Raw genomic sequence first — 12,991 nt, 5'->3', positions numbered from 1 at the left:
ATGGAGCGGCTCAGGCCGCACTTTCCGAAGAGCCACGGCAGGCCGAGGGTGGATGATCGTCGGGTACTGAGCGGGATCATCTTCGTGAATCGCAACGGGCTGCGCTGGCGTGACGCGCCAGCGGCCTATGGCCCACACAAGACCCTGTACAATCGCTGGAAGCGATGGAGCGAGACCGGCGTCTTCATCAGGATGATGCAGCGGCTGTCTGGCGCCCAGTCCGAACGGCGCACCGTCATGATCGACGCGACCTATCTCAAAGCGCACCGCACGGTTTCGAGCCTGGGGGTTAAAAAAGGGGGTCTTGGGCGGCTGATTGGACGCACCAAGGGCGGCATGAACACCAAGCTTTTTGCCGTGACTGATGCGAACGGACGCCCGATCAGCCTGTTCATGACAGCAGGCCGTGTCAGCGATTACATCGGTGCCGCAGCCTTGCTGGACAGCCTGCCCAGGGCGCAATGGCTGCTGGGCGACCGGAGCTATGACGCGGACTGGTTCAGGGAGGCCTTGCAGGCCAAGGGCATCACGCCCTGCATCCCCGGTCGGAAATCCCGGACCGAGCCTATCCGTTACGACAAGCGCCGGTACAAAAGTCGAAATCGCATAGAAATCATGTTCGGCAGGCTCAAAGACTGGCGGCGCGTCGCCACCCGCTACGATCGATGCCCGACCGTCTTCCTGTCCGCCATCGCCCTCGCAACGACCGTGCTCTTCTGGCTATGAGTCCTGAGCCTAGCAAATCTCGATACCCCGCAGGCCCTAACGCAATGCGCCGCGGAGACGTTGGAAGGACCATTGCTGGGCGTCGTAAGCATCCCTGACCACGTCAGCCATCGAAAAGAATTCGTGCGTCGCGCCTTCCCAATTTCTTCGCTCTACGCTGACGCCCGCCGCCTCCAGCGCGGTCTCCAGCGTCGCTCCGTCGTCGCGCAGAGGATCAATGTCTGCGTTGACGATGATTACTGGCGGGAGGCCTCGCAGATCGGCTGCGACAAGATTGAAGCGTGGGTCCTGAGCGAAGTCCGCGGAGGGAAGGGCGTAGCGGCCAAACCAGTCCAGCGTGGTCGTGCGCAGCGGCAGGCTCATTGTGTTCTCGACCTTGGAACGGAGGGTCGTGCTTGCGTTAGCGATGGGGTAGACGGCGAGAATTGCCTTGGGCTGCGTCCAGCCGTTGTCGCGCGCGGCGATGGCTACGTTCATTGCCAGATTGCCGCCCGCGCTTTCGCCAGCCACTGCCATATTCATGGGGTCGCCGCCCCATGACGCTGCGTTGGCCATAACCCACCGCCACGCCGCGTTGGCGTCGTCGTGCGCCGCCGGGACCCTCATCTCTGGCCCCTTGCGATACTCGACCGACACAACGATGGCGTTCATGTTTCGGGCCATGGAGCGTGGGGTGGCGTCGTAGACGTCGAGGTCCGCAATGACCCAACCGCCGCCGTGGTAGTAGACGACGACCGGCAGGTTGGTGCCGACGGCACCGGCCGGCCTGTAAACCCTTACCGGCTGCGACCCCGCGCCAGCCGGGTAGGTGAGGTTCTGCACCGAAACCGTAGGATCGGGCGCAGTCGACATGCCGCGCATTTCCTTGACCCGACGCACCGCGTCAGCTGGCGTGGGCTGGGTGCGCGCCTGGGCCACGGACAGGGTTTCGATTGGTCGAGCCCCAAGGGCGGCGTGTGCATCGAGCACGGCTTGCATATCTGCGTCCGGACGTCCGCTCATGCCCATCGAGGCACTTGCGACCGAGCCGCCACCCATCATCCCGTCCATTCCTGCGCACGCAGCCAGTGTAGCCGCGAGCGCGACGGATGCCGTCAAGGCGGCGATGCGGTTCGTCTTCATGTTACTGTCCTGTTTAACCCCGGCGCAAGCAGAGAGAAGAGAGATCAGTGTTGTTCCAAATGGCTAAGGTTGAGCTATGATCGCAGCCGCAAGTCCGACGTCCTCAGCATCGTTGCCCAAATGACCGATTGGCCGACGACAAACGTCCGCTATGGGTCGAGGCTGTGTAAAAACTCTGGCAGGACTTTCAGTTGGCTGCATAATCCTACGGAAGAGACTTTTCGGAGCATCACGGAGGCCAAAACCGGCGGCATCAATCGTCCAGCTTCGCAAAACGGGCCGACGGCCAGGAGTTTTTACACAGCCTCGGTCGGGATCGGTCTTGACCAGCGAGCCGGAAAGTGGACCCCCCGGACAAGCCAAAAGCGGACGCGCTGAAAGTCGGCGAGGGGTGGTTAACGAACTCCTTTCGTCCCTTCCGCAAGAGCAATGTTTCGATGTTCGCCTGACGACCGGGATCATTTGAAACAGTGCGGTGTTTCCACGGCGAGGGCTTCGAGCCCCGGGGAAATCCCTTTTGATGCAAAAGAACCTGATCCGGTTGGTTTACAGGAGCGACTCCTGTATTTCTCATGACGACGTGTCAGGTCTGGACGCAATATTCAACGCGTCGATCCGCAACAACAAGCGTAACCGAATCTCCGGCGCACTTGCTCTACCTGATGGAAAGTTCGTCCAGGTTGTCGAGGGAGACAGGGGTGAGGTGGACCTGCTCATGAAACGCGTCCGGGCCGACAGCCGTCATGAGAACATTACCATTCTAGGGGAAAGATTAATTCAGGCCCGGCTTTTCAAAAAATGGAGCATGGCCCGCCCTGATCCTACTCCGCTAAGCCAACAGTCGTTCCGGATCATCACCGAGAATGGAAGCGGGGCGCAAGTCACGGCGATCCTATTGGACCTGATGAGCAGGGCTGAACACCGGTTTGTCGCAGGGCAAATTTATTGACCTTCTCGACTGGTGCGTCGTGCGCCGCCTGAAAGACCAATCCGTGAAAAGCCCCGAGCTTGCTTAGAGTCTGACTCATAATGTTTCTGAACATGTTCAGGGGTTTGCGAGTCGTCGGGTCATGAGCTGAACCGAGGCCATGAGTAGCCAGGTGGTTGAGCTGTCGATGGTTTTTTCGAAGTCCTTGGCCAGGCGTCGGTTTCGACCGAGCCAGGCGAATGTGCGCTCCACGACCCAGCGTCGCGGTAGCAGCACGAACCCCTTGGCGGTGTCGGATCGCCTGATGACCTCGATCGTCCAGTCGCCGTGGCTCTTGAGCGCTGTCCGGAGTTTGTCGCCGGCATAGCCGCCGTCGGCGAAGACGTGGCGCAGCCAGGGGAAGCTGGAGCGGATCGAGGCCAGGACGTCAGGCGCGCCGTCGCGGTCTTGGATGTCGGCCGTATGGACCCGCGCGGCCACCAGCAGACCGCTGGTATCGGTCAGGATGCGACGCTTCCTGCCCTTGATCTTCTTGCCCGCATCATAGCCCGTTGGGCCGCCGCTTTCCGTGGTCTTGACGCTCTGGCTGTCGTTCACCCCGGCGCTGGGCGAGGCCTCGCGCCCAACAGCCTCGCGGCACTCCATTAGCAGCAGGTGATTGATCGTGCTCCACACCCCGGTGTCGCGCCAGGCGTAGAAATACCCCTGCACCGTCGTCATCGGAGGAAAGTCCCCCGGCAGCATCCGCCAGGGCTGACCGCTGCGCAGAATATACAGCAGCGCGTTAGTGATCGTCCGCAACGACCATTTCGCCGGACGCCCCAGACGAGACCGCGCCGGCAGCAACGGCTCCAGCACCACCCATTCCGCATCCGTCAGATCGCTTGAATAGCGCAGCCCCTTTCGGGCATGCTTACGCCGGGTGATCTCAGTCCACATGTCGATATCCGTTGATGGCTCGCACCTTCAACAGAATCACAAACGACTGATTTCACCCAACTTCATTTCCGGTCAGCCTCTTAGGCATGGCGCTGCGGGTCCCCCGACATCAAACAGCCAATGGCTGATCCTTTCGAATAGGGTGTCGGCCTCCTTCACCCGTCCCCGCATCTGCAGGACCGCGTGGAGTGCGCCCTCTAAACACTCCTCGTGCAACCTTGCGCCAGCAGCTAAGAGTTGGCACCCGTAGGTCTGGCCCTCATCCCGCAATGGATCGGCAGAACAGGTCACTAAAAGAATAGGTTCCCCAATCGACGGTGCTAGCTGCAGCAAAGGCGAGGCTTCAGGGTTTAGCCGATCCGCACTTCTGTTGAGGTAGACGTCGATTTGGCGTTCCAAATCGACTTGCTCGATGATCCGTCCATTCTCGGTCTGGCGAGAGTGATAAGGGGCGTCCTGGCGGAGGTCGACATTCGGAAATAGCAGGATTTGGCCTGCCAAGGGGATCTGGGCGTCCCGGGCCCTTACCGCGAGCGCGGTTGCCAGGGTCCCGCCGATGCTGTCGCCTGAAACGACCAAGCGATCGGCGTCGAGAGCCCATTCTCTTCCATGCTTTACAAGCCAACGCAGAGCGACCTCGCTGTCGTCCAACTGCGCCGGGAACGGAGCCTCAGGAGCCAAACGGTAGTCGGGGGCTGCAACCGCCCACCCGGTCGTCTTCGCTAAGGCCCTTAGAGCTGCGTCATGCGCGTCGAGAGAACCTGCAATTCCGCCGCCGCCGCGGATGTGAAGGAGCACCGGCAAATAACCGGGCGACGGGCGGTAGATCCGGATGGGAAGAGGCCCATTTGGACTGTCCGCAAAGACATGGCGAACCTCATGCAGGCGTTCCGCAACGCCGCTGAAGCGCGCGAGTGCTGCCGTTTGACTGCGAAAACTGGCGAGCCAAACTTCGTCCGCGGCTGACGCGTCCGCGGCCGGCTTCCAACCAGCCAAGTCATCAAGGACACCCTGTGCCGATGGGGAAATGAGGGATGGGGTCTTGCTTGCCATGGATGACCAAGTCAGGCGAGCGTTCGCGGTTCCCAGGAACTCCGGGCGCTCCGGCGGTTTCTCTTGCCTCTCCCGAAAATATTGAGGCCTGCTATGAAGCTGAACATCCAGGGCAAGATTGCCCTCGTCACCGGTGCAGACAGCGGGATCGGAAAAGAGACCGCACGACTTCTTCTTGAAGAAGGTGTGCGGGTGGCGATCAGTGACAAGCCACATGGCGACCTGGCGCAAACGCTGAAAGAACTGAGCGCGCTTGGTGAGATCATCGCCGTCGAGGCGGATGTGATCAAGATCGACGACGTGAAAGCGCTCCACGTGCAGGTCCGCGAGCGGCTAGGTGCCCCGGACATTCTGGTCAACGCTGCTGGCGTAACCGGAGCGACGGGCGACTTTCTTCAGGTGGACGATGAAGGCTGGCTCGACACGCTAAACATCAATCTGATGGGAGCCGTGCGCAACGCCCGCGAAGCCATTCCCGCGATGCGCGAGAAGAAATGGGGTCGTATCGTGCTCATTGGGTCCGAGGACGGCGTCCAGCCTTATGTAGACGAGCTAGCCTACTGTGCGTCGAAAGCCGCCATCATCAACTTCGCCAAGGGTCTGTCCAAGGCTTACGGCTGCGACAACGTTTTGGTAAACACCGTCTCCCCCGCCTTCATCGCCACACCCATGACCGACAAGATGATGCAGAAGCGCGCGGACGAAAAGGATATGACTTTCGAAGAGGCGGTCGACACCTTCCTTGAGGAGGAGCGTCCCGGAATGGTTTTGAAGCGACGCGGTAAACCCGAAGAGGTCGCCGCGATGATTGTCTTCCTCTGCTCAGAGCGGGCCAGTTTCATAAACGGCGCAAACATGCGCGTCGATTCCGGGTCGGTGATGACCACCTGACCGACGGACGTCATGCGCTGTTATGTGCTTTCGGTCCGATGCCGGATGTCCATCAGACTGTGCCCACGGAGGGGCATCGACGCTTTGCGTCGCGCGCATACACGCGTTGTCGGTGCCCCAACGCGAGTGCGTTGTCCTTACTCATTGGTCTCCGCTAGACCCGCCTCAGGAGCGGCGGCAGCCCCGGGTGTCACAGGAGCTAACTCGGCGGCCTGAGATTTCGGCGGACCGGCGTCTACGATACCCCCGTTTTCGATCTCATTGATCGAAACAATCCCTTCGTCATCCTCCGCCAAGGCGATGGCTGCGTCTCCGGCTTGGACGTCCGTGGGCGACTGCACTCTAACTTCGCGGGTGACGCCCTCGGAGGATTCAAGGGTCACGGAATAGGTTTTTAAGCTCATATGATTTGAACCGGCCCAACGCCGCGAGGTTCCGCACCTGCGGCATGTCGCTCGGACAAGGCGACCGTCATCTCTGGCGGTCGTCAGGCGATCCCAGCGCCCCCCGTCACGCCGTAAATCTCTCCGGTCGTGAAACTGGCTTCTTGTGAGGCCAACAAGACGTAGACCGGGGCGATCTCGACTGGCTGGCCGGGCCGACCGAAGGCACTCTGCTCGCCGAACGTCATGACCTTCTCCGGCGGCTGGCCGCCGCTCGCCTGGAGCGCCGTCCAGAACGGACCCGGAGCCACGACATTGGCACGCACACCTTTTTCAATCAGCTGTTTGGCAAGCGCCTTGGTGTAGGCGACGATCCCGGCCTTGGTGGTCGCGTAATCCAGAAGGTTGGCCGACGGATCATAGGCCTGCACCGAGGCGGTCGTGATCACCGCCGACCCCGGTTTTAAATGCGGCACGGCGGCCTGGGTGATCCAGTGCATGGCGTAGAGGTTGGTCTTCATCGTGACGTCGAAATCCTTCGAAGTCACCTCGGCGATCGAGTCACGCGCCTGCTGGTGGCCAGCGTTGATGACCAAAATGTCGAGACCACCCAGGCCCGCGACCGCAGCGGCGACGAGCTGCTTGCACCAGTTTTCGTCGGTGATGTCGCCGGGAAGCGCGACCGCCGTGCGGCCTTCCGCCTCGATCAACGCGATGACATCGTGCGCATCGGTCATTTCGCCCGGCAGATAGGCTATGGCGACGTCGGCACCCTCTCGAGCATAGGCGATCGCGGCCGCACGGCCGATGCCTGAATCTCCACCTGTGACCAGCGCCTTGCGGCCGGCCAGCCTGCCTGACCCCTTGTAGCTGGTCTCGCCGTGATCGGGCTGGGGATCCATTTTCGCGGCCAGGCCAGGGACCGGTTGCGGCTGCTTTGGGAACGGCGGCTTGGCGTATTGTTCGCGCGGGTCCTGCATCGTCAGGCGGTCGGTCATCGAAAATCCTGTGGCTGATACAAATCGCACACGGCGGGCGATTGATTGTCCGCCTCAACGCGTCGTGCGGGCCGACGTTTCCACCGGCCGGATTTTCTTTGAAGTGAAGCGAGGAGTGGTTTTGTGCGTTGTTGGTTTCCGCCAGCTTGGCTTGCGCGAAACCGGAGCCAGACTTGAGCGACGCCCCCTTCATGACGGAAGTCACCCAGCCCATTCTGATCAAGGATGGCGCCTTGTTTCTTGCGACCTGTCCCAACGGCGGAATACCGAGTGGTAGCGATGCCGGCGTCGGCCTGTTTCACCGCGATACCCGTTTCCTAAGCCGGTACGAGCTGACCTTGGGCGGACGGGAGCCTCTGGTGCTGATGTCGAGCGCGGCGCGGGGCTCCGAGGCGGCCCACGACCTGACCAACGACCGGATCGTCCAGACGGACGGTAAGTTGATGGAGCCTCAGTGCTTCGCCCTTCGACTAGACCGAAGGGTCGCGGGCGAAAGCCTATGCCTCGCCGATCGGATCACGATCCGCAATTTCGCTTTGGAGCCGATCCGGTTCGAACTGGCGCTGACAATCGACGCCCTGTTCGAGGACATCTTTGAGCTTCGAGGCGCAGAGGCGAAGGCCAGAGGCCCGTTGCGCGCCGTCGAGACGCAGGACAACGGACTGACCTTTCGCTATCTCGGGGCCGACGAGGTCGAGCGGTGCCTCACGGTCGTCCTCGATCGCGCCGCCCAAATCACGGCGCGAGGCAGCGCCCGCCAAATCGCTTTCGATTTGGAGATCGGCCAGCAGCAGACGGAAGCGCTCGAGATCCGCTTCTTCGTCGTAGAGGTCGACGCGCCTGCCCGAGCGAAGCCGCCGATTCCAGCCGTCTATGACGGCGTTTCAGTCACCAGCAACAACGTCCTCTTCGAACGGCTGCTCGACAGGTCGTTTAAGGATTTGAGGATGCTGCTGACCGAGCTGGAGGAGCCGTTCATCGCCGGCGGCCTGCCTTGGTTCGTCGCGCCTTTCGGGCGGGACAGCCTCATCGCGGCTTTGCAGAGCCTGCCGTTTGATCCACGACCGGCCGAAGGTGTGCTGCGTCTGTTCGCTCGCCACCAGGGTAAGAAGATCGTCGCTGAGACCGGCGAAGAACCTGGAAAAATGCCGCATGAGCTCCGGGTCGGAGCCATGGCCAATCTGGGAGAAGTCCCGCACCGACCGAGCTACCTGTCGATCGACGCGACGCCCCTGTTCCTGATCCTGGTCGGACGCCATGCGCAGTGGTCAGGATCAGACAACCTGTTCGACGAACTCCGGACCAGCATCGATGCGGCGCTCGCCTGGATGGCGGCTCGCAGCGCCGCCGACGAGAACGGCTATCTGACCTATGATCGTCAGAACGAAGACGGCGTGATCCATCAGGGATGGAAGGATTCGATGACCGGCGTGCCGCGCGCTGACGGCAGTCCTTCGCAAGGGCCGGTCGCGCTCAGCGAAGTCCAGGGTTACGTCTGGCAGGCGCAACGCCTGATGGCCGATGCGTTTCGGCGGGCAGGCGAAGACGGTGCCGCCGCCGACCTGGAGACCTCAGCCGCCGCTCTGCGCGAAGGGTTCAACCGGGATTTCTGGATGGAGGCCGAGGGGTGTTTCGCTCTCGGTCTTGAGGCCGGCGGGCGTCAACTGGCCGTCGTAGGCTCCAACGCGGGTCAGGTGCTGTGGTCAGGCATCGCCGACGACGACAAGGCCAGGCGTACGGCCGAGCGAATGATGCGTCCTGACATGAATGGGGGCTGGGGCATTCGTACCCTGTCGGCGGAGGCTGCGGCCTACAACCCGCTGAACTATCATCTGGGCAGCGTCTGGCCCTTCGATAACGCACTGATTGCGGCGGGCATGAAGAGATACGGCCTGACTGAAAACGCGATCTCCGTTTTCGACACAATGATCGATGTTTCGGAGCATTTCGCCATGGGACGTCTGCCCGAGTTCTTCATCGGATTCGACCGCGAGCCCGGCCTGTTTCCGGCAAGGTGTCCGTTCGCCGAGCCGTTGCAAGCCTGGTCGGCAGGTGCGGCGCCCTACCTCCTGACAGAACTGCTTGGCCTGCGCGTCGGTCCGTCGGGACCAATGATGGAAAGCCCTACTCTTCCGACTGGCGTCGATAGGCTCGAGATCCGCGGCTTGACCGTCGGCGATCACAGGTTCGTATGTAGGGTGACGCGCGACGCAGGGGGCATCGTCTCCGGAACCGTCACCTCCGCCGATCGGGATTGCGCATGAGTCAAAAACCTCTCGCCGGTCAGCGAGCCGTGGTCAGCGGCGCCAGCTCGGGGATCGGCAAGGCCATCGCCCTGGCCTTCGCCGAAGCGGGGGCCGCTGTCGTGGTCAATCACCACAGCGACGCGGACGCAGGCAAGGCCGTGACGGCAGAGATTCTCGAAAAGGAGGGCCGCGCGGTCTCGGTCAAGGCAGACGTCTCGAAGCCAAAAGACGTGCAGCGTCTTTTCGATGCGGCGGACGCCCATTTCGGCGGGGTGGATATCCTGGTCGCCAACGCCGGTGCTCAGGCAGATGCGCCCTTCCTGGAGATGAGGCTGGAGGACTGGCGCAAGGTGATCGACCTCGATCTGACCGGAGCCTTCCTCTGCGCTCAGGAGGCAGCGAAGCGCTTCCGGCGTCAGGGGCTGGAGCCCAATCGGTCCAAGGCGCTCGGCAAGGTGCTGTTCGTCACCTCGGTGCACCAGCGCATACCTTGGGCTGGTCACGCCAACTATGCGGCAGCCAAAGGCGGAGTGCGCATGCTGATGGAGACGATGGCGCAGGAGCTCGCCGACCAGAAAATCCGCGTCAACGCCATCGCCCCCGGAGCGATCAAGACCTCAATCAACAAAGCCGCCTGGGACACGCCGGCGGCGGCGCGCAAACTGCTGAAACTGATCCCCTACGGCCGGATCGGAGAAGTCGACGACGTGGCTCAGAGCGCGGTGTGGCTGGCCTCGGACGCGGCCGATTATGTGGTTGGGACCACGCTCTTCGTCGACGGCGGCATGAGCCTTTATCCGGACTTCCGCGAGGGCGGGTGAGTTCAGTTTTTTTGCTTATCCGCCAAGTCGCGCAGCGCCGTTCTCAGGCTCTCTTCCATCGTCGGATGGTAGAAGGGCATATCGAGCACGTCCCTGGCCGTCATCTTAAGCTGGACCGCCCAAGAGAGCAGATGTGCGAGATGCTCGACGTCCGGTCCAAACAGTTCGCCGCCGAGTAGCACACCGTCCTTCGCCTCGGCATAGACGCGCAGCACCCCCGACGGCTTGGCGTCGACCCGCGCCCTTCCAACGTCATCGCTGCATCCGACATTCCAGCCCTTGGCCGCATCTTCGTCCCAGCCCGGTCCTATGCTGGCGATGTCCGGATCGGAATAGACAACGGCCATGCTCGGCATCGGGATCCGCTTCTCCAGCTTCGGTGCGTGCGCGGCGTTGCGACCGGCCAGCTCGCCCTGCAGGGAAGCCTCGTGCAGGACAGGCCGGTCGTCGTTCGCGTCGCCCGCGATGAAGATGTTCAACCCGCCGCAGCGGAGAGTGTCGGGATCGAACACGGGCACGCCGTCCTCGTCGCAGTCCAGGCCCGCGAGGTTCAGGTCCAGACCTTCGACGGCGGCTTTCCGCCCCGTCGCGTCGAGCACATAGTCAAACGTCCCGCGCCGCGCCTTGCCGCCGGACTCCGACCATTGGAGCAGGATGTCGCCGTCTGGCTTGCGCTTCGCCTCGACCTTCACGCCCAGTTCGAAGACAAGCTCCCGCTTCATCTGATCGGCCACGACCTCGGCGACGACGGGATCCCTGACCGCCCCGATCGTGTCGCCCTCGTCGAAGACCGTCGTCTTCACACCCAGCCGGCCAAAGGCCAAGGCCAGTTCCAGACCGAGTGGACCAGCGCCGATTACCGCCAACGCGCGCGGTAGTGTTTCCAGATCGAAGACCGTCTCGTGAGTGACGATCCTCTCCTGGCAGGTCTCGGCCAGTTCCTTGGGGACGACCGGCCGCGCGCCGGTGGCGATCACGATGGCCCGGGCCGTGACGATCGTATGATCGTCGAGCGTCAAGGTGTCGGGACTAGAAAACCGCGCCCGACCCCGCAGCCTGTCGGACAGCGGGATGGCGGCGACCTCCTCCAGCACAGCTCCCACGAAGTGATCGCGTTCGCGCCGCACCCGGGCCATGACCGCCTTGCCGTCGATCGCAATGTCCACGACGCGGACGCCGAACGTCGTCGCCGCCCTGGTGTCTCGTGCTGAGCGCGCGGCCGCCAGGAGGAGCTTGGACGGCATGCAGCCATATCGCGCGCAGGTCGTGCCGCCGGGCCCGGCCTCGATCAGCAGGACCTTCGCGCCCGTGGCTTTCGCCGCATGATAGGCGGCGAGCCCGGCCGAACCGGAGCCGATGATCGCGACATCGCAGGCAGCGGGTTTTAGCAACTGCTCGCCTCAGACCGGAGCCGCGCCGATCTGCTTTAGGATGCCAAGCTCGTCCGAAGAGCCCCAGCGCTCGACCATCTTGCCGTCCTCGAACCGGCCGATCTGCATCCCCCGGATCTCGATCGGCTTGCCGGTGGCGGGAACGCCCAGGAAGTCGCCTTGGTGCGTGCCGGTCAGTGTGTAGGCGAAAGCGACCTTGTCACCCTCGCTGACCATGGTCTCGGGCTCCACCTTCATGTCGGGAAAGGCCGCCCGCATGCCGGTGAAGAACGTCTTGAACCCTTCGGGGCCGGAGCCCTGTTCTGGGGACGGGTCATTATCGACGCAGCCTTCGGCCACGACTTCCGGAAATGCGTCGAGCGCACCGGTGTTGACGATCTCACCGAAGCGTTTGGTGGCGGCGATTGCGGCGTCGGACATGGCGATTCCTTAGAAGTGGGTCGAGTCCCCCTAACCGTTAGCCACCTGATCGGTTGCGATCGGCTCGGCCTCGCTCCGAGACGATCGCACTCCCGCGAGCGTCCGAGGCACTCCACTCACAGATAGGTGCTGACAGGTTAATTGCGCCAAGTCGAAAGCCGCCCTACCTGCCTGAAATCAGGCGATCGCGGCTGCCCAAACAGACGCCGCATCGGCGCGAAAGCGGCGAAGAGTGGGTCTGCTGATCAAATGGCGCTGGATGTTGAAGGTGTTGTAGATCGCGGCGTGTGTGGTCAGGAATCTTTAGGCTGAAGCTTAGGATTTGAACCCCTACTGCTGGCGTTCTCGTCGTCGGATCGGAAGATGGGCGTTCTCCGGCATTAGGTGGCAAGCGCACCAAGGATCGCCCCGAACCGGGAAACGCAGGGGCTGAACCAAAGGTGCGACATTTCGGTTCCGACCGTTTCTGTCGTAGCAAGATCCGACACTCGCCGGTGAACGAAACCCGGGGAGTGATCTATTGGCCCAGCACTTCCTTCTCTCGATCGCAGCGCGCACTCTTTCGCTGTCCAAGGTGATGCGCCTGTCCAATGACCAGGCGTTCGAAATCCTCAGGTCGCTCCGCACGGCCGAGCAGGCTGTTGATAGAAGCCGCGCGCGATAAGTGCCGAGAGCCTTCCAAGCGCCGCGATATCGACCCCCGGGTCGGCGCATAGAATGACAAGATCAGCACTGAGCCCCGGCACGACGAGGCCGCGCCAGCACCCTTCATCGGGCAAAGATGGTTCATTCTTCAACGCGTACCGTCGTTCTGAGATGAAGTGACGCCGCGACGGCGGCTCCAACAGCGCGCTCATGCTGGACGAGCAAAATCTCAAGTTCCGCGACCAAACTCGCCGCCGGGCAAGGCTTGATCCTGACGACCAGGTCTGAAAAGCGCGCCGCCAAAGCCGTCGGGAGATCCACGGCCGTGTGGACTATGAAGGGAACGTCAAGACTAACGAGGGCCTCGACCAATGGCGAAGATTCTCCATCAACCAGATTAAAGTCCAAAATCGCGGCGGCTACCGTCC

Annotated in this window: 12 protein-coding genes and 2 pseudogenes; 6 read left to right on the top strand and 8 right to left on the bottom strand. The window is 62.4% G+C overall.

Going from position 1 to position 12,991, the window contains the following annotated elements; genetic code table 11:
• On the top strand, positions 1-726 hold a 726-nt coding region (locus ACP7A5_RS17370; RefSeq protein ID WP_426043077.1), incomplete at its 5' end, for an IS5 family transposase.
• A 36-nt stretch (positions 727-762) separates the two neighbouring features.
• Here ACP7A5_RS17370 and ACP7A5_RS17365 read toward each other — a convergent pair.
• The gene (locus ACP7A5_RS17365) at positions 763-1,848 is read right to left on the bottom strand and encodes an alpha/beta hydrolase (protein WP_426043076.1); all 1,086 of its coding nucleotides are present in this window, start codon (positions 1,846-1,848) and stop codon (positions 763-765) included.
• 520 nt (positions 1,849-2,368) lie between these two features.
• On the opposite strand from ACP7A5_RS17365, the gene ACP7A5_RS17360 reads away from it, so the two are divergent.
• Positions 2,369-2,797 carry a BLUF domain-containing protein gene (locus tag ACP7A5_RS17360; protein WP_426043075.1) on the top strand — a complete coding sequence of 143 codons (429 nt, stop codon included), beginning with the start codon at positions 2,369-2,371 and terminating at the stop codon, positions 2,795-2,797.
• 96 nt (positions 2,798-2,893) lie between these two features.
• Here the strand turns inward: ACP7A5_RS17360 and ACP7A5_RS17355 are convergent, their stop codons facing one another.
• Both ACP7A5_RS17355 and ACP7A5_RS17350 read right to left on the bottom strand, forming a co-directional pair.
• Positions 2,894-3,715, bottom strand: a complete 822-nt coding sequence (locus ACP7A5_RS17355) for an IS5 family transposase (RefSeq protein ID WP_426043074.1) — start codon at positions 3,713-3,715, stop codon at positions 2,894-2,896.
• A 72-nt stretch (positions 3,716-3,787) separates the two neighbouring features.
• Entirely contained in the window at positions 3,788-4,768 is a 981-nt protein-coding gene (locus ACP7A5_RS17350) for an alpha/beta hydrolase (protein WP_425989175.1), read from the bottom strand.
• A gap of 93 nt (positions 4,769-4,861) precedes the next feature.
• Between ACP7A5_RS17350 and ACP7A5_RS17345 the strand changes: the two genes are divergently transcribed.
• Positions 4,862-5,659 carry an SDR family NAD(P)-dependent oxidoreductase gene (locus ACP7A5_RS17345; protein WP_425989177.1) on the top strand — a complete coding sequence of 266 codons (798 nt, stop codon included), beginning with the start codon at positions 4,862-4,864 and terminating at the stop codon, positions 5,657-5,659.
• 487 nt (positions 5,660-6,146) lie between these two features.
• Here the strand turns inward: ACP7A5_RS17345 and ACP7A5_RS17340 are convergent, their stop codons facing one another.
• The gene (locus ACP7A5_RS17340; protein ID WP_426043073.1) at positions 6,147-7,040 is read right to left on the bottom strand and encodes an SDR family oxidoreductase; all 894 of its coding nucleotides are present in this window, start codon (positions 7,038-7,040) and stop codon (positions 6,147-6,149) included.
• A 173-nt stretch (positions 7,041-7,213) separates the two neighbouring features.
• Between ACP7A5_RS17340 and ACP7A5_RS17335 the strand changes: the two genes are divergently transcribed.
• On the top strand, positions 7,214-9,304 hold the full coding sequence (locus ACP7A5_RS17335) for a glycogen debranching N-terminal domain-containing protein (protein ID WP_426043072.1): 2,091 nt from the start codon (positions 7,214-7,216) through the stop codon (positions 9,302-9,304).
• On the top strand, positions 9,301-10,107 hold the full coding sequence (locus ACP7A5_RS17330) for a glucose 1-dehydrogenase (protein ID WP_425989183.1): 807 nt from the start codon (positions 9,301-9,303) through the stop codon (positions 10,105-10,107). Before ACP7A5_RS17335 ends, ACP7A5_RS17330 begins: the two co-directional genes overlap by 4 nt.
• A 2-nt stretch (positions 10,108-10,109) precedes the next feature.
• Here ACP7A5_RS17330 and ACP7A5_RS17325 read toward each other — a convergent pair whose 3' ends face one another.
• From ACP7A5_RS17325 to ACP7A5_RS17315, 3 genes and pseudogenes are all read right to left on the bottom strand, one after another.
• Positions 10,110-11,498 (bottom strand): dihydrolipoyl dehydrogenase, encoded by a 1,389-nt coding sequence (locus ACP7A5_RS17325; RefSeq protein WP_425989185.1) that lies wholly within the window; start codon positions 11,496-11,498, stop codon positions 10,110-10,112.
• A gap of 9 nt (positions 11,499-11,507) precedes the next feature.
• Complete coding sequence (locus ACP7A5_RS17320; protein WP_425989187.1) at positions 11,508-11,918, bottom strand: ester cyclase; 411 nt, start codon at positions 11,916-11,918, stop codon at positions 11,508-11,510.
• 177 nt (positions 11,919-12,095) lie between these two features.
• Positions 12,096-12,293: pseudogene (locus tag ACP7A5_RS17315) on the bottom strand (IS6 family transposase); the annotation flags it as partial.
• 145 nt (positions 12,294-12,438) lie between these two features.
• Between ACP7A5_RS17315 and ACP7A5_RS17310 the strand changes: the two are divergent.
• A pseudogene (locus tag ACP7A5_RS17310) lies at positions 12,439-12,549 on the top strand (IS1595 family transposase); the annotation flags it as partial.
• Positions 12,550-12,704: 155 nt separating this feature from the next.
• On the opposite strand, the gene ACP7A5_RS17305 reads toward ACP7A5_RS17310, so the two are convergent.
• The coding region (locus tag ACP7A5_RS17305; RefSeq protein WP_426043071.1) for a hypothetical protein at positions 12,705-12,991 on the bottom strand (287 nt) is incomplete at its 5' end.

This window comes from Brevundimonas sp. TWP2-3-4b1, assembly GCF_049897665.1.
Classification (GTDB): Bacteria; Pseudomonadota; Alphaproteobacteria; order Caulobacterales; family Caulobacteraceae; genus Brevundimonas; species Brevundimonas subvibrioides_B.
This window is presented reverse-complemented; position numbering and strand designations above follow the sequence as displayed.